This window comes from Paenibacillus sp. Paensp111 (assembly GCF_059492195.1).
On record NZ_CP168527.1, the window covers coordinates 3295753 to 3317500 of the forward strand.

Here is a 21748-nt window from a genome sequence, read left to right on the forward strand (position 1 = left end):
ATGATATATTAAAAGAGTTTAGAAAGCATTCCGAGGTGAAAAATCATGCAGCTAACCCTAAAGTTATTCGCAGGTCTTGTTGACCGCATTGGTTCATCCGTGATCGAATTTGAACTCACAGGAGAATCCCCAACCACTTCCGATCTAAAACAACAGCTGGCTGATACCTACCCTGCAGCAGCAGAGCTTATTGGCGTGTCCTTTGTTGCTGTCAATCAAGAGTATGCGGCTCCTCAGCAGCCGATTACGTCTGCCGATGAGATTGCCTTGATTCCGCCGGTATCCGGTGGCGATGGCCTGGATCCGAATGAAACTTATCGTTCCCAAGATGGACAGTATGTTATTACACGTGCTCCGCTGTCTGTTGATGAGGTGACTTCCAAAGTCATTACCGCTAATCACGGGGCAACGCTATCTTTTGTCGGAACCACACGTGAAATGACCGGAGAGCAGCGTACCGTTCATCTTGAATATGAAGCTTATATTCCCATGGCTCTTTCCGGACTTCAGACGATTGGAAAAGAAATTCAGGAAAGATGGCCGGACACGAGATGTGCTATCAGTCACCGGATCGGTCAAGTGGGTATTGCTGAGACCAGCGTGATCATCGCCGTATCTTCCCCTCACCGTGACCTATGCTATGAGGCAAGCCGTTATGCGATTGAACGTCTGAAGCAGGTTGTCCCGATCTGGAAAAAGGAAATCTGGGAAGATGGATCTGAGTGGAAAGGCCATCAACAGGGACCATGGAATCCCACTACCCCTCTTTAGACACCCATTAGGGTGTCTTTAAGCCTATTAAAATCATTGTCAGTCCAAATATTTCCTGTTAAAATGAATAGCAAATAAGGTCGAATGAGGGGGAAATTTATGCGTCGCCACGTGATGGAGCTGGCTCCAGGTGATCGGATAGAGAATGATATTTTTAATAATAACGGAGTATTTGTCCTGAAGAAAGGCACGGTACTCTCTGATGAATCCATCGTCAAGCTCGTACAGCACAGTATTGACTATGTCGATGTCGAGCTGCCTGTGGCCGAAGAACCTCCACTAAGATCTATAGATAAGATGGAGATTCAGTTCAATGACGCCATTGATGCCTTTGAGAGTATTTTTCTGGAATCGCTAACAACCGGCAAATTTGACGAGAACGATGTGGATGATCTTCTTAACCCGTTAATGCAGGATCTAACCTCCCAAAAAGATGTCGTCTCCCTTCTACTCCTGCTTGATAAGAAAGACAACTATACATACAACCATTCCATGCAGGTAGGTATGCTGTCATACTATATTGCTCTCTGGATGGATTATCCCCATGAGCAAGCTTACAAAGCAGGTAAAGCCGGATTCCTTCACGATATTGGCAAGAGCATGATTTCTCCTGAGATCCTGAACAAACCTGGCAAGCTTACTGCAGAAGAATATGAAGAAATTAAACGCCACACCAACTACGGGTATGAAATTATACGCAATTCCACCAAAGATGAGATATCCGCCCTTGTAGCTATCCAGCATCATGAGCGCGAAGACGGCAGCGGGTATCCTAATGGCCTGACCAGCTCAGAGATCCATCCTTTTGCCAAAATCACTGCCATTGCCGACGTATACAGCGCCATGACCTCAAATCGGGTCTATCAGAACAAGCAGGAGCTTATCACGGTACTGCATGAACTCTACAGACTAAGCTTTGGCAAATTCAGCGCAGAGCCGACTCAGGCCTTCATCCGCCATATGCTGCCTAACTTTATCGGCAAGCGCGTACGTCTCTCCTCTGGGGAACTGGGCTCCATCGTCATGACCAATCCTTCGGATTTCTTCCGTCCACTTGTGAAGACAGACACCCGGTTCGCCGATCTTTCGCGTGAGATGAACATTGATATTCAGGAAGTATTTATGGAGTAGAGCTCACACTGCACATCTGTGCAAAAGCATAAAATACGTGTCCGATTAGTCGGACACGTATTTTTTATAGGAAACCCTTCTGCTAACCATACTTTATGTCGAAATTTCATGCTATAAGTTTCTTACATACATCTGCACATTTAAAACATGCCTCAGCGCACTTCTTACAATGTTCCATTTCGTGTTTTTGGCATTCTTCGCCACATGCCTCACAAATCGCTGCACAGGCTTGAGCCAGTTGTGTGATAAACGGAGTGCCCCTCATGATGGCTTGTTCCAAATACCCGCAAATGTCAGCACATTCTCGATCCAAACGGATACACTCAACCATCATCCCGACATTTTCTTCACGTAAGCATGCATCGAAGCAATGATTACAAGCAGCCATACAGTCGTGCAAAGTACTTACAGCAGTCTGATACTGTTCGTGTGCCATGTAGCTAACCTCCTATTTTAATTTCTTTTTTTAATACCCGATAGACCCATTATTAAACATGATATCTTACAGAAAACCTAAATCTGTCAATCAAATCCCTTTAATATCACAAAAAAAACAGAAGAAGACGAACTAAAAGTTCGCCTTCTTCGCTAAACCCGAATCTGAATCGGATTAATTATTTTGCATTCTCTGTAAGCCTCGATTCAAAGGGCTTAACCGATTGAACCTTCCATTTCGAACTTGATCAGACGGTTCATTTCTACCGCATATTCCATCGGCAGTTCTTTGGTGAACGGCTCAATGAAGCCCATAACGATCATCTGAGTCGCTTCCGCCTCAGTGAGACCACGGCTCATCAGGTAGAAGAGCTGCTCTTCCGATACCTTCGATACGGTTGCCTCATGCTCGAGCACAATGTTATCGTTCATGATTTCGTTATAAGGAATTGTATCTGAAGTTGACTCGTTATCCAGGATCAGTGTATCACACTTGATATTGGATTTAGCCCCCTCAGCTTGGCGTCCGAAGGAAGCCAGACCACGGTAAGTTACTTTACCGCCATGCTTACTGATGGACTTCGAGACAATGGTAGACGTTGTGTCAGGAGCCAGGTGAATCATCTTGGCGCCTGCATCCTGATGCTGGCCTTTACCTGCTACAGCGATCGAGAGCACGCTGCCTTTAGCGCCGCGGCCTTTAAGAACTACGGCAGGGTATTTCATGGTCAGCTTGGAACCAATGTTACCGTCTACCCACTCCATAGTCGCATTCTCTTCCGCTACCGCACGTTTCGTAACCAGGTTATAAATGTTAGGTGCCCAGTTCTGAATCGTGGTGTAGCGAACGCGTGCATTCTTCTTACAGATAATCTCTACAACCGCACTATGCAGGGAGTTCGTGCTGTAAATTGGAGCTGTACAGCCTTCTACATAGTGTACGAAGCTGTCTTCGTCTGCAATGATCAGCGTACGCTCGAACTGACCCATGTTCTCGGAGTTGATGCGGAAGTACGCTTGCAGCGGAACTTCACATTTCACACCTTTAGGAACATAGATGAAGCTTCCGCCCGACCATACGGCGCTGTTCAATGCTGCGAACTTGTTGTCCGCTGGCGGGATAACTGTTCCGAAATATTCACGGAAAATTTCCGGATGCTCGCGCAGAGCCGTATCGGTATCTGTGAAGATAACGCCTTGATCTTCAAGGTTCTTCTGCATGCTGTGATAGACTACCTCAGACTCATACTGAGCGGATACACCGGCAAGGAACTTCTGCTCAGCTTCAGGAATACCCAGCTTGTCAAAGGTTTCCTTGATTTCGGAAGGAACCTCTTCCCAAGTCTTACCTTGCTTCTCTGAAGGACGAACATAGTACTGGATATCGTTGAAATCCAGATCATCCAGATCTCCGCCCCAACGAGGCATTGGCATTTTCTCGAATTGCTTCAGGGATTTAAGACGGAAGTCCAGCATCCATTCCGGTTCATTTTTGATCTTTGAAATCTCGGTAACGATCTCAGGGGTCAGTCCTTTACCAGACTGAAATACCGCCTTGTGCTCGTCACGGAAGCCATATTTATACTCTTCCATATCCGGGGCTTTTTTGGCCATTGTAATTACCTCCTATAGGTTGGTTGCTGTATAAGTTGAGCTAACGATTTACATGCTAGCCAGGCGTATGAAATGTTCTTACGATCGCTGTTGTTCTCAGACTTCTTGATTGAATTTTTTGATGGTAGAAGTCTGATCACAAAGGCGAACGCTGCGCTTCTCCAGAATCATTTCACACTCTTGCCTGCTAGTAATCCTTTAAATTCAACTTATAGATATTTTAATCGTTGTGGTCGATACCTTTACGCAGAGCGTTCCAAGCAAGTGTGGCACATTTGATACGGGCAGGGAATTTATTCACACCGGACAGAGCTTCCAAATCCTCGTAATCATCAAAGGTCACTTCTTCACCCTTCATAAGCGAAGAGAATTTGTCGGCGAAGTCCAAAGCTTCATCAAGCTTCTTCCCCTTAACGGCTTCTGTCATCATGGAAGCTGAAGACATGCTGATGGAGCAGCCTTCTCCCGTGAACCGGGCGTCTTCCACGATCCCGTCTGCAAGCTTAAGCTGCAGGGAGATACGGTCACCGCAAGTAGGATTATTGAGATCCACAGTAACCGTATCTTCATCGAACTTTCCGCGGTTACGCGGATTCTTATAATGATCCATTATGACACGCCGGTAGAGATCGTCAAGTTGTGTCATGCGAAATACTCCTTTGTCTGGACTAGAGCAGAGACCAGCCGGTCTATATCTTGTTCTGTATTGTACATGTACAGACTGGCTCTTGCTGTAGAGCTCACATTCAGCCAGCGCATTAGCGGCTGGCAGCAGTGATGTCCCGCACGTACGGCAACGCCGAAGGAGTCGAGTACGGTAGCGACATCGTGAGGGTGAACATCCAGCAAGTTAAAGGTAACTACTCCGACATGCCGCTCATTAGGGCCGTAGATATTGATTCCGTCAATCTGGGAAAGTCGGTCCATAGCGTAAGCAGCAAGCGTTCTTTCGTGACGCTCGATTTCATCCATCCCAATCTCCTGGAGAAAATCAGTCGCGGCAGCGAGGCCTACAGCTCCAGCTATAATTGGAGTGCCTCCTTCAAACCTTGCAGGCACATCTTTCCATGTGGACTCATACAGACCCACGTCATCAATCATCTCACCGCCGAATTCAATCGGACTCATCGAGTCAAGCAGCGCCTTCTTGCCGTACAAAGCACCGATACCCGTTGGACCGCACATCTTGTGACCCGAAAGGGTATAGAAGTCACAACCCAGCTCTTGTACATCCACTTTCAAGTGTGGCGTGCTCTGTGCTCCATCCACCACAAGCACCGCTCCGTGACGGTGGGCAATGTCTGCAATTTGCTTAATGGGATGTACAACCCCCATTACGTTGGAGACATAAGCAATCGCCACGATCTTGGTCGCAGGGGTGATCGTTGCCTCGGCAGCTTCTACCGTGACTGTTCCGTCCTGCTCAAGCGGAATGAACTTGAGGGTTGCCCCTGTCCGCAGAGCAAGCTGCTGCCAAGGGATGAAGTTACTGTGATGCTCCATTTGGGTAATCACAATTTCATCACCTTCGCTTAGAACAGAAGGTCCATAGGATGAAGCCACCAAATTCAGTGCGGTTGTCGTCCCGCGAGTGAATACAATCTCTTCCGCACGTTTGGCACCGATAAATTTGGCTACCTTTTCACGGGCACCTTCATAAGCATCGGTTGCACGGCTTCCCAGCGTGTGTACGCCGCGGTGAACATTTGCGTTATCCCATTCATAGTAGTGCTTTATCGCATCAATAACAGCACGCGGCTTCTGTGAAGTTGCCGCGCTGTCCAGGTATACAAGTGGGTGGCCATTGATCTCTTGGTTCAGGATAGGGAACTGTTCCTTGATCCATTGGCTGTTCATTGTCCTAGCTTCCTTTCAACCAAGCTTTGCAGTTGGTTTTGCAGCTGCTCCAAAGGAATATCGGATACAACTGGAGCAAGGAATCCGTATATAATCAAGCGCTCCGCTTGCGCTCTTGAAATCCCGCGGGACATCAAGTAGTAAATTTGCTCTGCATTTACTTGTCCGACAGAAGCCGCATGCCCTGCGGTTACATCGTCCTCATCAATAAGCAGAATAGGGTTTGCGTCTCCGCGAGCTTTAGGGCTGAGCATTAGTACTTTCTCAGTCTGTTCCCCGTTCGCTTTGGTTGCACCCTTCTCGATTTTGGTGATCCCGTTAATAATCGCTGTCGATTCTTCGCGCATAACTGCACGGGTAATCATCTGACTATCCGAGCTTTTGCCGAAGTGAACTGCTTTGGTAGTCAAGTTCAGCTTCTGGGAACCTGAACCTACTGCAATCACTTTAGCGTCGGAAGTCGAACCATTTCCTTTAAGAACGCTCAGCGTTTCACTCATCGCGTCTCCGGAGTTCATCTCACCGATAATCCACTCGATGCTGCCGTCGTTCTCCACTACCGCACGGCGGTAAGTCAGATCCGTAATTTGTCCGGCCAAGTGATGCACGGATGCGAACTGCACTTTAGAGCCCGCCTTTACAAACACTTCCGCAGCTCCATTATGAACAATCGCTTCATTCAGATCACCTGAAATGTAGTTATCCACATAAGTCACGCGGCTGTTACTGTCCGCCACGATCAGAACGTGCGGTGTGAAGGAGGTGCTTGCATCATCGATCAAGAATACGGCCTGAAGAGGAACTTCAACCTCTACATTCTTAGGCACATACAGGAATACGCCACCGTTCCACAGAGCGGCATGAAGTGCAGTCAGCTGATTCTCTTCAGCCGGAATGGCAGTGAACAGATGCTTCTTAACCAGATCGCCATGCTCACGCACTGCAGTCTCCAGGTCTGTGAAGATCACTCCTTGCGCTGTAAGCTCTGGAGAGAGCTTGGTAAATACCACACCAGAGTTGCGCTGTACAATCAAATTGCTGTGCTCATTAATATCAATAAGGCTGGACAGGGTTGCAGGAAGCTCTTCAGACGTTTGGCCGCCTTGACGAAGCTTACCGTAGTTATCCAGTGTCCAACGGTCTAATCTTGTTTTCTCCAGTTTAGGCAGTTCAAGTCCTGCTGCTAATTCCAAAGCCTTCGAACGAATCTCGGTTACCCATGCAGGCTCACCGCTCGACTTTGAGAATGCCGCCAAGGCTTCATGATTAACCGGAAGAATGGTTTGTGTAGTCATATGTTCTCCTCCTTCCTGCTTACGCCTCTTGACCAACAGTCTCGTCTTCAATACCCAGTTCTTCTTTAACCCAATCGTAGCCTTCCTTCTCCAGACGCTCTGCAAGCTCAGGACCGCCTGATTTCACAATACGTCCCTGCATCATCACGTGTACAAAATCAGGAGTAATGTAGTTAAGAAGACGCTGGTAGTGGGTAATAATCAAGAAACCACGTTCTTCACTGCGCATTGTGTTCACACCATTAGCGACAATACGAAGAGCGTCAATATCCAGACCGGAGTCGATTTCATCAAGAACCACAATTTTCGGATCAAGCAGCATCATCTGCAGAATTTCATTCCGTTTCTTCTCACCGCCGGAGAAGCCTTCGTTCAGATAACGATGGGCAAATTCAGGGTTCATTTCAAGTTCCTTCATTTTGCCTTCCATTTGACGGATGAACTTAATGAGGGAGAGTTCGTTCCCTTCCCCGCGGCGTGCATTGATCGCACTGCGCAAGAAGTCAGAGTTAGTTACTCCTGTAATCTCACTTGGGTACTGCATAGCAAGGAACAGGCCGGCACGTGCGCGCTCATCCACTTCCATTTCCAGTACATCTTCACCATTCAATGTTACTTTTCCGTCTGTAACCTCGTACTTGGGATGCCCCATCAAGGCAGAAGCAAGAGTACTTTTACCTGTACCGTTCGGTCCCATAATGGCATGAATTTCGCCACCTTTTATGTCAAGGTTAATCCCCTTTAGAATTTCCTTGCCTTCGATTGTTGCCTTCAAGCCTTCAATAGTGAATTGTGTAGCCATGTTTAGTCTGCTCCCTCCATTTAATCGTTAAAATAACAGTGTGTTCCACGTATATAGTTAATCGGGACGTCTCCCTCACTGCCTGCAATTATACCATAATGAGTATCTAATTAGAATTATTCTAAGTGATTCTCATTGATTCTCATTTCATTTTACCCTACTTCGAAGGGTTTATCAATCTGCCCAAGCTTCCTTCTATCGTTAAAAAAAGCGTAATATCCCTGTGAATCAACAGTCTTCTTGCTTAATCGATACCTAAAAAAGGAACAGGCTTGACTGTATTCAGTCAAGCCTGACAATTTACGCTTCCGCCTTAGTAATCTCTTGATGGCTGATGTCCTGTGACGAGAATACCATCTTCGATACGGCAGCCATTTTATTTCAGCCGTTCTTATCCCAGATAAGAACGAAGCATCCACATATGCTTCTCAAGCTCTCCTTTGAATCCCGTCAGAAGGTCGCTTGTAGCTTCATCTTCAGCCTTATCAGCCAACTCAATGCCTTCGGAGAAGGATTCAGACAAGGTTGCAAAGTCTTCAATCAGATTCTGCACCATCGTATTTGGATCTTCTTTTCCAGTCGCTTCTTGAATGGTAGCCAAATCCAAATATTCCTTGAGCGTAGCCGCCGGGCTGCCTTTAATTGCAAGCAGGCGTTCAGCGATCTCATCCATTTTCAGAGCCACTTCATTATAAAGCTCTTCGAATTTAACATGAAGGGTGAAGAAGTTATTTCCTTTAACATACCAGTGGTAATTATGAATCTTTACATACAATACATTTAGGTTAGCTATCTGCTGATTAAGGACTTGTTCCAATCCTGATGTTTTAGTTGTGCTGGTTGATTTTGCATCGGCTTTTGCCATGTTCATTCCCTCACTTTTCATTCGGAATTAGATTTATGATCATTCCACCGGGTAAAGCCCCGCGAATGATAGTTATCTTGTCCAGAACGTTGCCGCTCCATGACTACATTTTACCCTTTCCCGTTCTGTGCGAAACAACTCCAGGGCTTAAAAAAAGATACAAAAAGGATTACTTTTCCGATATACTAACTTAAAGAAATTTGATCCATATAGTTATTGAATAAATGTATCTGCGGAGGTGTAACACTGATGTCTGAGTATCATCCCCTGTCTCTAGAAGAGGCGGTCGCTTTAGCCAGAACTATTCCAGGCCATTTCCGCGAGGATGCAGATTTGTCTGTTGAGGAAATTGGTGATGGCAATCTAAACCTCGTATTTCGAGTTACCGATTCCTCTGAGGGAAAAGGACTTATAATCAAACAGGCTCTTCCTTATGCCAAAGTCGTTGGCGAGTCTTGGCCTCTTAGCCTGGACCGCGCAAGAATCGAACGTGAAGCTCTGGAAATTCAGCATTCCCATGTTCCGGACCTTGTACCCGCCATTTACGCTTATGACAACGATCTGGCCATTACAGTAATGGAAGACTTAAGTGACCATACTATTATGCGCAAAGGATTAATTGAAGGCCAAGAGTACCCCCACTTTGCTAAACATATCGGCCGGTTCATCGCTTCAACCTTATTCTATACTTCAGATCTGGGGATGAATCAGCAGGCCAAGAAGGAACAGCTCGGACGGTTCATTAATCCTGATCTGTGCAAGATTACTGAAGATCTCATATTTGAAGACCCTTACCGGGATTCACCTAATAACAGCTTCAGCGAGGATATTCGTCCTGATGCCGAAGCCCTTTGGCACGATGATGAGCTGCGGCTGGAAATCGCGCTGCTGCGCGAGAAGTTTCTGACGCATGCGGAGGCCCTGCTTCATGGAGATCTGCATACCGGCAGTATATTTGCAACCCGCGAGTCTACGAAAGTCATTGATCCGGAGTTCGCCTTCTATGGACCGATGGGCTTTGATATCGGGGCAGTCATCGCCAATCTGCTGCTGAACTTCGCAGCTCAGCCTGGTTGGAGCAGCAGCTCAGAGGAACTTGTCGCCCGCCGGCTTCGCCTGCTCTCCATGGTTGAAGGAGTATGGCAGCATTTTGAGACTCACTTCCGTGACCTCTGGAACCGGGATCTTGTGGATGTCACGGCGAAGACGCCTGGATATCAGGATATGTATGTGCAGAAAGTCCTCCGGGATGCCATCGGATTTGCCGGAGCCAAGATCATACGCCGCATCGTAGGCCTGTCCCATGTTGCAGATATAGACACAATTCCAAATGCCGAGCTCCAGCACCAAGCCAAGATCACTGCTCTGAAGATCGGTAAAGCACTCGTTAAGCGCGGCCGTTTTGCAAGCTCAATTGATGAAATTTCGGGAATTGCAAGACAAGCTGCCAAAGAAGAAGAGGTAACGCTATGAGCTTAAATAATAAGGATATAACCCCTGACTCCCTTCCAAGCGAGGAGAACCCAGGACCCCTTCTCAGCCTTCGGTGGGAGGAAGATCGGCTGTTCCTGCTTGATCAGCGACTGCTCCCTGAGCAGATTGAATTTCTGGAACTAACTACACCCGAAGAGATTTGGGACTCGATTGCTTCGATGAAAGTAAGAGGAGCCCCGGCCATTGGAATTTCTGCTGCTTATGGTGTTGTTCTTGCAGCCCAAGCATATGAAGGGGAACCTTCCGGCTGGTTGGAGCATGTCATTCAGGCTGCTGAATATTTGGCTACCTCACGCCCAACAGCGGTGAACTTGTTCTGGGCACTGAACAGAATGAAGGATCGGGCCCGCCTTTTAGCCGAAGAACAGCCCCTCGTCGAGGTCCGGAATTTGGGGCTAACGGCTGAAGCTGTTCTCATCCATCAGGAAGATGAGGAAGTATGCCGCCTGATCGGGGAGCACGCACTTCCTTTATTTGAAAACGGGATGGGTGTGCTCACGCACTGTAATGCCGGCGGACTCGCTACGGCCAAATACGGAACTGCCTTGGCTCCTTTCTACCTTGCCAAGGAACGCGGGATTCCGCTGAAAGTATTTGCCGATGAGACACGTCCCGTGCTTCAGGGAGCTAGACTCACCGCCTTTGAACTTCAACAGGCCGGCATTGATGTCACCCTATTGACGGACAACATGGCCGCTGTCGTCATGTCCAAAGGCTGGATTCAGGCAGTTATTGTAGGCACAGACCGCGTGGCCGCCAACGGTGATGTGGCGAACAAGATCGGTACTTATGGAGTCGCAGTTCTTGCCAAAGCTCATGGGATCCCGTTCTATGTAGCCTCTCCTTTATCGACAATAGATTTGTCTACTGCTACGGGTCAGGATATTCCGATTGAAGAACGCCCTGAGAGTGAGATCACAGAAAGCTTCGGGAAACGTACGGCTCCTGTCGGAGTGAAGGTATTCAATCCTGCTTTTGACGTAACTCCCCACGAATATGTAACGGCAATTATTACGGAGAAGGGGGTTGTTCGTCCTCCTTATAGTACGAATCTTCCCGCTCTCTTTAACCAATAATTCGTTGTAATAAATTGGCACATGCCTTAGTCCGCAAGGACTATGCTCCATTATGAATTAATGGTATGATTTAAGAAAAAGCAGGATATGAAAGGGCCTATGACCAACACGAACCATAACGAGCAACTTGCCTACTTATTCAACGTCGATATTCTAATCAAAGATAAATCTAATGCGATGGCCCTTCAAGCTCTAATTCAACTGCTTAATTCAGGAAATCTAGTCGATTACCGGATTAAGTCAGGTGTCGAGCTCGGAGAGATCATCGAAGCTACGCTTAGTGCCAAGAGACAGGCCATGATTTCAAAGGCTTTCCGCCATCCTTCTGAGGAACTTGCTGCCAAGGCTCCGGTCAAGGAAGAGCCTAAGGCTCCTGCCGCCAAAGCTATACCTGATTCCAGGGAAGCTAGCAGCAATCCCATGGAGAACATGAATGACGCAGCCATTCAATCATGGATTCAGAACTATGTTTCCAATAACAAGCTTGTCCGGCTCTCTATCGAACGGAACCGCGAACGTCTTGCGATTCCTTGCCGTATCTTGAATTATGCTCCTGATACAAGGACCATTAGTGTATACCATGTGGACGAGAAGCAGGTCTACACCTTCAGGCTCAGTGAGATTATCGATTTAGTGGACGCCTGAGGTCCAGATCGTGCCGGCTTATAAGAAAGGGCGTTCCTCGGTTATAGCCGAAGAACGCCCTTTGTTTATTTTTTGCTATTGAAAGCTTCCAAAGCCAGCAGCAGCCAGCCTGCAATAAAGGCTACTCCGCCCAAGGGAGTAATGGCTCCCAAGCCTTTAATACCGGTAATACTTAATACATACAGACTTCCTGAGAACAGTACAATTCCGATGACCATTAGCCGGGCAGCCCATCTCAGCTTCGCAGATTCTCCCCACTGACCTGCCGCCAGGGCAATCAGAATAATTCCTATAGCATGGACCATGTGGTAATGAACCCCTGTCTCATAGGTCGAAGCATGAACTCCCAGTACTTTTTCAAGCGCGTGAGCACCAAAAGCCCCGATGGCAACTCCTAACAATAGCAAAATAGCTCCAATTCCAACATACTTGCGATGCATGACTTTATTCAGCTCCTCTATATGTAATTCCGGACCTGCTCAGCTGCTATCTTAACGTACTTTTGGTCCCTTATGCTACAAAAAGCCGGGCATTTCACAAAGTTTCCTTGATTTTTTCCGGATTTTATGAAAAATTAATACGAGATTAAGTTCTATTTTAATAAAAGAAGGAGCATTACTCATGGAATTCAATACAAGCGAAATGAACACTTCACCCGAACCAAATTATAAACATTCTGGACCTGGTATAGCCTCATTTGTAATAAGTCTTGTTGCTTTGATCGCCTATATTGCAGCCATTGTGACTATCGTGGTCACCACGAGGGATCTGTTCCAAAGCGGAACCCCCATTACCAATGATTTGATTATGAATCACAGCGGATTTTTGGAAGCTGGCTTGATTGTGATTGCTGCAATTATTCTCACCCTGATTGGTTGCATCCTTGGTATAATAGGTCTAGCGCTCAAGAACCGCAAGAAGGTATTTGCCATACTTGGAGTGGTTATATCTGCGGTACCTCCCGCTTTTATGCTAATACTTGCCCTTATCCGAACTAGCTAAATTCAAGTATAGACATAGACGGCCTTAAAGTCAGAAATCAGAAAGGTGAACATTATGGGAAAAATAAAGATTTTTACAGACAGCACCTCAGATCTCCCACCCGATCTGGTAGCCAAATATAACATTGGAGTTATTCCCTTATATGTTGTATTTAATGATGAGAACTTCCGGGATGGTATTGAACTATCGCCGCCTGAGCTGTACTCGAAAGTCACTCAGACTGGCAAGCTTCCTAAGACAGCCGCCCCATCTCCAGCCGATTTCATCTCTGCCTTCTCCCCTTACATAGATGCTGGAGACGAGATCATTTACATAAGCCTCTCCTCTGAACTTTCTTCCACGTACCAGAATGCGCTCATTGCCTCTGGGGAATTTCCAGAAGGAAGCGTACATGTATTCGATTCTTTGAATCTGTCTACCGGAATCGGAATTCAGGTGCTCAAAGCGGCTAAAGCAGCTGAATCCTGGCAGTCTACTGCTCAGATCCTGTCCATGCTTGAGAAGAACCGGCCTAATGTAGATACCGAATTTGTAATCGACTCATTGGAATACTTGTATAAAGGCGGACGCTGCTCAGGTATGCAGAACCTGGTTGGCAGTCTTTTGAAGATCCGTCCCGTTATCAAAGTTATTCAAGGCAAAATGACGCCTGCCTATAAAGTTCGCGGAAGCCGGGAGAAGGCACTCGACCAGATGGTCAACAATGCCCTGGCTAACACGGACAAGATGGACAAGGACACCCTCTTCGTGGTTCATACCCTTGCACAGGACGATGCCGTGGCCATGAGCCAATTAATTAAAGAACGGACCGGAGTCCGTGAAGTGCTGCTCAGTGAAGCCGGATGCGTCATTTGCAGTCACTGTGGTCCCAAGACGATTGGTATTATATATATAACTGAAGAGTAGATCTAATCTAAATAAGCTCCCTAAAGGCACTACCTGCCTATTAGGGAGCTTATTAATTATATTAGCAGCATGCTATCTGCGTCTCTCTTCAAGCACATAGCTCCATTCGATCAACTTGGCTTTGATATCCTGAAGCTTAAACGGCTTCCTAATGTAGTCCTCTATACCCGTCGTCAAACCAAGCTGGACATCTTCGTAATCCGTTTGTGCAGCCAAAGCAATAATAATAGGCTTCTCCCCTTGAGGGACCACCTGGCGAATAATTTTTGCGGCCTTAATCCCGTCCATGACTGGCATTTTGATGTCCATGAATATCATGTCATATCGCTTACGGCTTACTTCCTCTACTACCTCTACGCCGTTATGGGCGACATCAGCGTGGATTCCTAACCTTCCGAGCATCTGCACAAAAATTTGACCATTCACCGGATGATCTTCGGCAATCAGCACTTTCAGATCCCGATCCACTAACCAGCCCTTAGGTTCATTATCTCCTTCATAAGGTGTATGTTCGGCTAGATCTCCCTCACATGCCTTCTCCTGAAGCGTTAATTCCTCATCATGACTGATCAGAGTGAAGTAAAAAGTTGATCCAAACCCTTCTTTACTTTCCACCCAGATTGAGCCTCCCATGAGCTCAACCATTGTCTTGCAAATGGCGAGTCCAAGCCCGGTTCCCCCGTATTTGCGGTTAATCACAGGGTGCAGCTGGGAGAAGGTCTGGAATAGTCTGTTGATCTTATCCTCAGCAATGCCTATCCCTGTGTCTGTAACCCTGAATTCAAGCAGCAGGGAGCTCTCTGTGTTGGCAGGAATTCGATGAACGGAGATCGTAACCGTCCCGCTTTCGGTGAATTTCAGAGCGTTGCTAACCAGATTAATCAGGATTTGCCTTAACCTTGAAGAATCACTTCGGATCGTCGCTGGAATTGTGGGATCCATCCAGCTGGTTAAATTGATATTCTTCTCCATGGCAGCAGGAGTGAACAGATCAATTACACTGGAGACCGAAGCCGAAAGATCGAACCAGTTATAATCCAACGCCATTTTGCCGGCTTCAACCTTGCTGAAATCCAGAATGTCGTTAAGGATACCTAGTAGGGCTCGACCGCTATCAGAGATAATATCCGCGTACTCACGCTGTTCCTCTTCAAGCTGTGTATCCAGCAGAAGATCCGTCATGCCGATTATGCCATTTAGGGGTGTACGGATCTCGTGACTCATCATTGCCAGGAATTCTGACTTGGCTTTCGTTGCCCGCTCAGCTGATTCCTTCGCTTTCACGATTTCGCGTTCATTGGTTATATCATTGAATACCACCACCACACCTACGATCTGCTCACGGTCATATAGAGGGGTTGCCCGATAATCAACGAGGAAGCTGGATCCGTCTTTCCTCCAGAAAACTTCTTCCTGAACGGTACGGGGCCTTCCGTCCCTGAACGTCTGGTGAATCAGACATTCATCAACCGGGTAAGGGCTGCCGTCACTTCGGGAATGATGAATCAACTGGTGGTTATTGGTGCCAATAAATTCGGATACATTATACCCCAGCATTTTGGATGCAGCGGGGTTAACAAAGATGGTTTTCCCCTCTTCATCAAGTCCGTATATCCCTTCTGAGACCGAATTCAGAATTAGGGAATGCTGATAGCTGAGCTTCTCAATCTGTTCTGTATAACGCTTGCGTTCCGTAATGTCCGTAGCAATTCCGTATACTCCCACAATGTTCTGATCGACTACAATGGGAACATTCGTTACATTAAGTTCGACCTGGGAACCGTCTTTATGAATAATTGTTGTCTCATAAGACTGGGGCTCGCCTTTCATGGATAATTCGAAATAATGTACCGTCTTACTTAATTCAGGACTGCTTATAATTCGGCTGAAATTCATGCCAAGTAACTCTTCCCTGCTGTAGCCCGATAGAACTTCCAGGTTGGAGTTAAGAGTCACATAGTTGCCCTCTAGATCAAGGGAATACACTGACGACGGGCTGTACTCGAAAAGAGATTTATATCGCTGCTGGCTCTCCTGCAGACTTCTCTCACTGTTCTTGCGTTCCGTTACGTCACGGGATACGGCAACAACTTCAAGGATTTCCCCGGTCAACTCGTCATGAGTATATCTTCCTGTGCTCTCAAACCAGATGTATTCCCCATCTTTACGTCTTATCCGGTACGTAACCGTATATTCGGAGTGAAATTGCAGCTGCACCGACAAATAATCTTGTACTAACTTGATGTCATCGGGATGGAAATAGTCAAAAGCACTGGTTCCCACAAGCTCTTCCGGTTCATAACCAAGCAAAGTGATACTCGCTGGCGAGGCATAAGAGTAAGTACTTAGCTCATCCGATTTATGCTTAGAAATTAAATCAAGCGAGTTCTCGGAGATCAGCCTGTACTGCTTCTCGCTCTCCCGAAGTCTCCTCTCCATCTGATTCCGTTCAGTAATATCCTGCACTATACCGAACAATCTCCGGATTCTGCCTGTCTCATCAAGCTCTATATCAGTTTGGCTGAACAGAACCTTATCCTTTTCTCCAACCCCTACTACCCTGAACTCTAACTCGAAAGATTGGGCGCCTTGGGAGGAGGCAGCTTCTAACGCCTCAGTAACATTCAATTTGTCGTCAGGGTGAATGAACTTCAACCATTCTTCAAATGGAGAGGAGAATTGACTAAAATCTTGTTCATATATCCTTGAGAATTCATCAGAGCATGTGAATTTCTCCTGCTGCACATCCCACTCCCATGAACCGATATGCGCGATCTTTTGAGCACGGGCCAGACTGTGTTCACTGCGGCGCAAATGCTCCTCAGCCTCCATACGTGGCGTAATGTTACGAGTAATGATGAGCAGCTTGTCTCCTTGATTGCCCGATTCGTGAACTTTCTGAATACTGGCTTCGACCCACACTTCACTTCCATTCGCATGGCGCAGCTTACCCGTTAAAATACCCGTGGACGCAATAAGGTCCTTTTCCCCCCATGTCTGCTTGTCAGCAAAAAGCTCCTTAAGCTGTGTTCCCACAAGCTCCTGCGGAGTGTAGCCAATTATATTATGAATAGCTGGGGAGATGGACAGACAGATCCCTTCCAATGTAGCAAAAGCAATAGCATCCTTCGCATCATTCGTAATCACTTGATACAATTTCTCGGACTCCATAAGCCGCCGCTGCATTTCCTTCGTTAAGGTAACATCTTTAAATATAGAATGAACGCCCACCACTTTTCCTTCCGCTGTGATTGGCACATAAGTAACATCTAAATCCAGCACCTGACCATCCTGCCGGCAAAAACTCAGTTCGAAACTGTTCGTGTCTCCTTGCAGGGCTTGGTTCAAATAGTAGTTCCTAAGCGATTCGCCCTCGCTAGTGAATAACTGCTCTGCAGGAGTAGCTGTAAATTGCTCTAGCGTGTACCCAGTCAACCTCTCAGCGGCCGGGTTCGCCTTTATATAGTGACCATTCACATCCATTACACAAATGGCATCGGGATGATTCTCATAAAGGGACTGATAAGTGCTCCCTTCCACAATTAGCTGCTTCAGCAGCTCCTTCTTATGGTCCATCAAGGCCGACTTCCTTTCTATGCATGGATAACCTTAATCATTTAAGCTATATCAACAAATTAGTATTATTCTAACCTATCCCTCAGAAGACTACTAGTTAACCGTGAGTGAAGAAACATAATGTAAACTTGAACTACACCTACATAAGGAAAAAGAACGTTATGATTGAGTTATCATAACGTTCTTTTATCATTTAAAGCGGGTGATGGGAATCGAACCCACGCTATTAGCTTGGAAGGCTAAAGTTCTACCATTGAACTACACCCGCAAAATTTATGGTCGGGACGACACGATTTGAACATGCGACCCCCTGGTCCCAAACCAGGTGCTCTACCAAGCTGAGCTACGTCCCGTAATATTTACCCATCTACTACAATTACAAAATCAAAATCGGGACGACACGATTTGAACATGCGACCCCCTGGTCCCAAACCAGGTGCTCTACCAAGCTGAGCTACGTCCCGTGATTAAATAATGGAGCGGACGACGGGAATCGAACCCGCGACCCTCGCCTTGGCAAGGCGATGCTCTACCGCTGAGCCACGTCCGCATAAATATGGTGCGCGTGGAGGGACTTGAACCCCCACGTCAAAGACGCTAGATCCTAAGTCTAGTGCGTCTGCCAATTCCGCCACACGCGCACAATATATTGCATTTACCTGCAAGGTAAATGGTGAGCCATGAAGGACTCGAACCTTCGACACCCTGATTAAAAGTCAGGTGCTCTACCAACTGAGCTAATGGCTCAAAATGGCTGGGGATATAGGATTCGAACCTATGGGTGACGGAGTCAAAGTCCGTTGCCTTACCGCTTGGCTAATCCCCAATAAGAGGGCGATCGAGGGGACTTGAACCCCCGAGTGCCGGAGCCACAGACCGGTGCGTTAACCACTTCGCCACGACCGCCAAATGATGCTGTTAAATAAAAACTGGTGGAGGCTGATGGATTCGAACCACCGAACTCGTAGAGAGCAGATTTACAGTCTGCCGTGTTTAGCCACTTCACTAAGCCTCCAAAATGGTGCCGGCGAGAGGACTTGAACCCCCAACCTACTGATTACAAGTCAGTTGCTCTACCAGTTGAGCTACACCGGCAAGGTGTATATGCTTTTGCATTCAAGAATATAATGGCGGAGCCGACGGGATTCGAACCCGCGGTCTCCTGCGTGACAGGCAGGCATGTTAGGCCTCTACACCACGGCTCCACACTTAAAGTGAATCCCGCATTTAGGATCGGGATTAATTGCGGGGGCAGGATTTGAACCTGCGGCCTTCGGGTTATGAGCCCGACGAGCTACCGGGCTGCTCCACCCCGCGTCAGTAATACAATATGGTGGAGGCTGAGGGGATCGAACCCCCGACCCTCTGCTTGTAAGGCAGATGCTCTCCCAGCTGAGCTAAGCCTCCATAAAATCTAGATTAAAGTGGTGACCCGTAGGCATTTGAAGCTAATAATATAAATGGTGACCCGTAGGGGATTCGAACCCCTGTTACCTCCGTGAAAGGGAGGTGTCTTAACCCCTTGACCAACGGGCCTTGCTAAATTAAATAAATACACATGGCGGAGAAAGAGGGATTCGAACCCTCGAGACGCTTGTGACGCCTACACGATTTCCAATCGTGCTCCTTCGGCCAGCTCGGACACTTCTCCATATGAAGGTTGTTGTTTCTGAAAGTGTTAATAGTCTTAACACTTTCAGAAACGGTACTCCCCGAACAGGACTCGAACCTGTGACAACTCGATTAACAGTCGAGTGCTCTACCAACTGAGCTATCAGGGAATATGGTGGAGCCAAGCGGGATCGAACCGCTGACCTCCTGCTTGCAAGGCAGGCGCTCTCCCAGCTGAGCTATGGCCCCAAGTATTGAGTTAGGATGGTGGGCCCTAGTGGACTCGAACCACCGACCTCACCCTTATCAGGGGTGCGCTCTAACCAGCTGAGCTAAGGGCCCTTATATGTAACCGTCTTACCCGGCACAAAAACCCCAAGTGGGGTATCGCTTGGCGGCGTCCTACTCTCCCAGGACCCTGCGGTCCAAGTACCATCGGCGCTGGAGGGCTTAACGGTCGTGTTCGGGATGGGTACGCGTGGAACCCCTCCGCCATCGCCACCAAACGGGCATTCGCGGTGCAAATGCTGTTTCAAGCTTGATCGCCTGAAAACTAGATACGAAACGAATCTGCGTATGCTCTTCTTGGACTACGTCCTTCCGAGCTTGTTGGATAAGCCCTCGACCGATTAGTACTGGTCAGCTCCATGCATTGCTGCACTTCCACCCCCAGCCTATCTACCTCGTCGTCTTCAAGGGGTCTTACATACTGGGAAATCTCATCTTGAGGGGGGCTTCACGCTTAGATGCTTTCAGCGCTTATCCCTTCCGCACTTAGCTACCCAGCTGTGCTCCTGGCGGAACAACTGGTGCACCAGCGGTGCGTCCATCCCGGTCCTCTCGTACTAAGGACAGCTCCTCTCAAATTTCCTACGCCCACGACAGATAGGGACCGAACTGTCTCACGACGTTCTGAACCCAGCTCGCGTACCGCTTTAATGGGCGAACAGCCCAACCCTTGGGACCTACTTCAGCCCCAGGATGCGATGAGCCGACATCGAGGTGCCAAACCTCCCCGTCGATGTGGACTCTTGGGGGAGATAAGCCTGTTATCCCCAGGGTAGCTTTTATCCGTTGAGCGATGGCCCTTCCATGCGGTACCACCGGATCACTAAGCCCGACTTTCGTCCCTGCTCGACTTGTCAGTCTCGCAGTCAAGCTCCCTTATGCCTTTGCACTCTTCGAATGATTTCCAACCATTCTGAGGGAACCTTGGGGCGCCTCCGTTACTCTTTAGGAGGCGACCGCCCCAGTCAAACTGCCCACCTGACACTGTCCCCATACCGGATTACGGTACCAGGTTAGAACTCCGATACGATCAGGGTGGTATCCCAACGTTGCCTCCACAGAAGCTGGCGCTCCTGCTTCTTAGGCTCCCACCTATCCTGTACAAATCGTATCAAAGTCCAATATCAAGCTGCAGTAAAGCTCCATGGGGTCTTTCCGTCTTGTCGCGGGTAACCTGCATCTTCACAGGTATTAAAATTTCACCGGATCTCTCGTTGAGACAGCGCCCAAGTCGTTACGCCATTCGTGCGGGTCAGAATTTACCTGACAAGGAATTTCGCTACCTTAGGACCGTTATAGTTACGGCCGCCGTTTACTGGGGCTTCGGTTCATAGCTTCGGGTTACCCCTAACCACTCCCCTTAACCTTCCAGCACCGGGCAGGCGTCAGCCCGTATACTTCGCCTTGCGGCTTCGCACAGACCTGTGTTTTTGCTAAACAGTCGCTTGGGCCTTTTCACTGCGGCCCCCTCGTGCTATTCACACTACCGGGGCACCCCTTCTCCCGAAGTTACGGGGTCATTTTGCCGAGTTCCTTAACGAGAGTTCTTCCGCGCGCCTTAGAATTCTCTTCTCGCCTACCTGTGTCGGTTTGCGGTACGGGCACCTTCTCCTGACTAGAGGCTTTTCTTGGCAGTGTGAGATCATGACCTTCGCTACTATAATTTTCGCTCCCCATCACAGCCCAGCCTTACGGTGTGCGGATTTGCCTACACACCAGCCTCACTGCTTAGACGGACATCCATCAGTCCGCGTCACTACCCTACTGCGTCACCCCATCGCTCATAACGGATTACGGTGGTACAGGAATTTCAACCTGTTGTCCTTCGACTACGCCTTTCGGCCTCGCCTTAGGTCCCGACTTACCCTGAGCGGACGAACCTTCCTCAGGAACCCTTAGGCTTTCGGCGGATCAGATTCTCACTGATCTTTTCGTTACTCATACCGGCATTCTCACTTGTATGCTGTCCAGCGCTCCTTACGGTACACCTTCAACCTACATACAACGCTCCCCTACCCCTGATGCAATGCATCAAGCCATAGCTTCGGTGGTGTGTTTAGCCCCGTTACATTTTCGGCGCAGAGTCACTCGACCAGTGAGCTATTACGCACTCTTTAAATGGTGGCTGCTTCTAAGCCAACATCCTGGTTGTCTGTGCAACTCCACATCCTTTCCCACTTAACACACACTTGGGGACCTTAGCTGATGGTCTGGGCTGTTTCCCTTTTGACAATGGATCTTAGCACTCACTGTCTGACTCCCGGATACAAGTTTATGGCATTCGGAGTTTGACTGAGCTTGGTAACCCTTGGCGGGCCCCGCACCCAATCAGTGCTCTACCTCCACAACTCTTAATTCCGAGGCTAGCCCTAAAGCTATT

At 47.9% G+C, this 21748-nt stretch carries 16 protein-coding genes, 18 tRNA genes and 2 rRNA genes (1 of these 36 cut by a window edge); 7 read left to right on the forward strand and 29 right to left on the reverse strand.

What is annotated here, in order from left to right:
* Positions 1 to 45 precede the first annotated feature (45 nt).
* Positions 46 to 771: a molybdenum cofactor biosynthesis protein gene (locus ACEN86_RS15410; protein WP_495631478.1), complete on the forward strand. Its 726-nt coding sequence runs from the start codon at positions 46 to 48 to the stop codon at positions 769 to 771.
* A 99-nt stretch (positions 772 to 870) separates the two neighbouring features.
* Complete coding sequence (locus ACEN86_RS15415) at positions 871 to 1902, forward strand: HD-GYP domain-containing protein (RefSeq protein ID WP_495631479.1); 1032 nt, start codon at positions 871 to 873, stop codon at positions 1900 to 1902.
* Between the two features lie 106 nt (positions 1903 to 2008).
* Here the strand turns inward: ACEN86_RS15415 and ACEN86_RS15420 are convergent, their stop codons facing one another.
* From ACEN86_RS15420 to ACEN86_RS15450, 7 genes are all read right to left on the reverse strand, one after another.
* A complete protein-coding gene (locus tag ACEN86_RS15420; RefSeq protein ID WP_495631480.1) occupies positions 2009 to 2338 on the reverse strand; it encodes a four-helix bundle copper-binding protein in 330 nt (109 codons plus the stop codon).
* A 215-nt stretch (positions 2339 to 2553) separates the two neighbouring features.
* Positions 2554 to 3951, reverse strand: coding sequence for a Fe-S cluster assembly protein SufB (gene sufB, locus ACEN86_RS15425; RefSeq protein WP_127199889.1), 1398 nt, complete (start codon positions 3949 to 3951; stop codon positions 2554 to 2556).
* A gap of 220 nt (positions 3952 to 4171) precedes the next feature.
* On the reverse strand, positions 4172 to 4597 hold the full coding sequence (gene sufU, locus ACEN86_RS15430; RefSeq protein WP_495631481.1) for a Fe-S cluster assembly sulfur transfer protein SufU: 426 nt from the start codon (positions 4595 to 4597) through the stop codon (positions 4172 to 4174).
* Entirely contained in the window at positions 4594 to 5808 is a 1215-nt protein-coding gene (locus tag ACEN86_RS15435; protein ID WP_495631482.1) for a cysteine desulfurase, read from the reverse strand. The genes sufU and ACEN86_RS15435 overlap by 4 nt, the downstream gene beginning before the upstream one ends.
* On the reverse strand, positions 5805 to 7103 hold the full coding sequence (gene sufD / locus ACEN86_RS15440) for a Fe-S cluster assembly protein SufD (RefSeq protein ID WP_495631483.1): 1299 nt from the start codon (positions 7101 to 7103) through the stop codon (positions 5805 to 5807). Before sufD ends, ACEN86_RS15435 begins: the two co-directional genes overlap by 4 nt.
* 19 nt (positions 7104 to 7122) lie before the next feature.
* On the reverse strand, positions 7123 to 7905 hold the full coding sequence (sufC, locus tag ACEN86_RS15445; protein ID WP_495631484.1) for a Fe-S cluster assembly ATPase SufC: 783 nt from the start codon (positions 7903 to 7905) through the stop codon (positions 7123 to 7125).
* 391 nt (positions 7906 to 8296) lie between these two features.
* Complete coding sequence (locus ACEN86_RS15450; RefSeq protein ID WP_495631485.1) at positions 8297 to 8770, reverse strand: Dps family protein; 474 nt, start codon at positions 8768 to 8770, stop codon at positions 8297 to 8299.
* Between the two features lie 249 nt (positions 8771 to 9019).
* On the opposite strand from ACEN86_RS15450, the gene mtnK reads away from it, so the two are divergent.
* The 3 genes from mtnK (at position 9020) to ACEN86_RS15465 (ending at position 11985) form a co-directional block, all read left to right on the forward strand.
* Positions 9020 to 10243, forward strand: a complete 1224-nt coding sequence (gene mtnK, locus ACEN86_RS15455; RefSeq protein WP_495631486.1) for an S-methyl-5-thioribose kinase — start codon at positions 9020 to 9022, stop codon at positions 10241 to 10243.
* Entirely contained in the window at positions 10240 to 11340 is a 1101-nt protein-coding gene (mtnA, locus tag ACEN86_RS15460) for an S-methyl-5-thioribose-1-phosphate isomerase (protein WP_495631487.1), read from the forward strand. Before mtnK ends, mtnA begins: the two co-directional genes overlap by 4 nt.
* A 99-nt stretch (positions 11341 to 11439) precedes the next feature.
* Positions 11440 to 11985, forward strand: coding sequence for a hypothetical protein (locus ACEN86_RS15465; RefSeq protein ID WP_495631488.1), 546 nt, complete (start codon positions 11440 to 11442; stop codon positions 11983 to 11985).
* Between the two features lie 65 nt (positions 11986 to 12050).
* Here ACEN86_RS15465 and ACEN86_RS15470 read toward each other — a convergent pair whose 3' ends face one another.
* On the reverse strand, positions 12051 to 12425 hold the full coding sequence (locus tag ACEN86_RS15470; RefSeq protein ID WP_495631489.1) for a DUF423 domain-containing protein: 375 nt from the start codon (positions 12423 to 12425) through the stop codon (positions 12051 to 12053).
* A 181-nt stretch (positions 12426 to 12606) separates the two neighbouring features.
* On the opposite strand from ACEN86_RS15470, the gene ACEN86_RS15475 reads away from it, so the two are divergent.
* Both ACEN86_RS15475 and ACEN86_RS15480 read left to right on the forward strand, forming a co-directional pair.
* Positions 12607 to 12987 (forward strand): hypothetical protein, encoded by a 381-nt coding sequence (locus tag ACEN86_RS15475; protein ID WP_495631490.1) that lies wholly within the window; start codon positions 12607 to 12609, stop codon positions 12985 to 12987.
* A gap of 54 nt (positions 12988 to 13041) precedes the next feature.
* Positions 13042 to 13893, forward strand: coding sequence for a DegV family protein (locus ACEN86_RS15480; RefSeq protein ID WP_495631491.1), 852 nt, complete (start codon positions 13042 to 13044; stop codon positions 13891 to 13893).
* A 72-nt stretch (positions 13894 to 13965) separates the two neighbouring features.
* Here ACEN86_RS15480 and ACEN86_RS15485 read toward each other — a convergent pair whose 3' ends face one another.
* The 21 genes from ACEN86_RS15485 to ACEN86_RS15585 form a co-directional block, all read right to left on the reverse strand.
* Positions 13966 to 17469 (reverse strand): PAS domain S-box protein, encoded by a 3504-nt coding sequence (locus ACEN86_RS15485; RefSeq protein ID WP_495631492.1) that lies wholly within the window; start codon positions 17467 to 17469, stop codon positions 13966 to 13968.
* A 197-nt stretch (positions 17470 to 17666) separates the two neighbouring features.
* Positions 17667 to 17737 (reverse strand) — tRNA-Gly (locus ACEN86_RS15490).
* Positions 17738 to 17745: 8 nt separating this feature from the next.
* Positions 17746 to 17822, reverse strand: a tRNA-Pro gene (locus ACEN86_RS15495).
* Positions 17823 to 17859: 37 nt separating this feature from the next.
* Positions 17860 to 17933 (reverse strand) — tRNA-Pro (locus tag ACEN86_RS15500).
* A gap of 11 nt (positions 17934 to 17944) precedes the next feature.
* Positions 17945 to 18019 (reverse strand) — tRNA-Gly (locus ACEN86_RS15505).
* Between the two features lie 7 nt (positions 18020 to 18026).
* Positions 18027 to 18110 (reverse strand) — tRNA-Leu (locus ACEN86_RS15510).
* Positions 18111 to 18140: 30 nt separating this feature from the next.
* Positions 18141 to 18216, reverse strand: a tRNA-Lys gene (locus ACEN86_RS15515).
* Positions 18217 to 18220: 4 nt separating this feature from the next.
* A tRNA-Gln gene (locus ACEN86_RS15520) sits at positions 18221 to 18295 on the reverse strand.
* Between the two features lie 7 nt (positions 18296 to 18302).
* Positions 18303 to 18375, reverse strand: a tRNA-His gene (locus ACEN86_RS15525).
* A 24-nt stretch (positions 18376 to 18399) separates the two neighbouring features.
* Positions 18400 to 18484: transfer RNA gene (locus ACEN86_RS15530), tRNA-Tyr, on the reverse strand.
* A 4-nt stretch (positions 18485 to 18488) separates the two neighbouring features.
* Positions 18489 to 18564: transfer RNA gene (locus tag ACEN86_RS15535), tRNA-Thr, on the reverse strand.
* Between the two features lie 33 nt (positions 18565 to 18597).
* Positions 18598 to 18674 (reverse strand) — tRNA-Asp (locus ACEN86_RS15540).
* Positions 18675 to 18712: 38 nt separating this feature from the next.
* Positions 18713 to 18786 (reverse strand) — tRNA-Met (locus ACEN86_RS15545).
* Between the two features lie 14 nt (positions 18787 to 18800).
* Positions 18801 to 18876 (reverse strand) — tRNA-Val (locus tag ACEN86_RS15550).
* 54 nt (positions 18877 to 18930) lie between these two features.
* Positions 18931 to 19005, reverse strand: a tRNA-Glu gene (locus tag ACEN86_RS15555).
* Between the two features lie 23 nt (positions 19006 to 19028).
* Positions 19029 to 19120: transfer RNA gene (locus tag ACEN86_RS15560), tRNA-Ser, on the reverse strand.
* Between the two features lie 57 nt (positions 19121 to 19177).
* Positions 19178 to 19250: transfer RNA gene (locus ACEN86_RS15565), tRNA-Asn, on the reverse strand.
* 3 nt (positions 19251 to 19253) lie between these two features.
* Positions 19254 to 19329: transfer RNA gene (locus ACEN86_RS15570), tRNA-Ala, on the reverse strand.
* 16 nt (positions 19330 to 19345) lie between these two features.
* Positions 19346 to 19422, reverse strand: a tRNA-Ile gene (locus ACEN86_RS15575).
* Positions 19423 to 19469: 47 nt separating this feature from the next.
* Positions 19470 to 19586 (reverse strand): 5S ribosomal RNA (gene rrf / locus ACEN86_RS15580).
* 103 nt (positions 19587 to 19689) lie between these two features.
* Positions 19690 to 21748: ribosomal RNA gene (locus ACEN86_RS15585) — 23S ribosomal RNA — on the reverse strand (it continues 870 nt past the right edge of the window).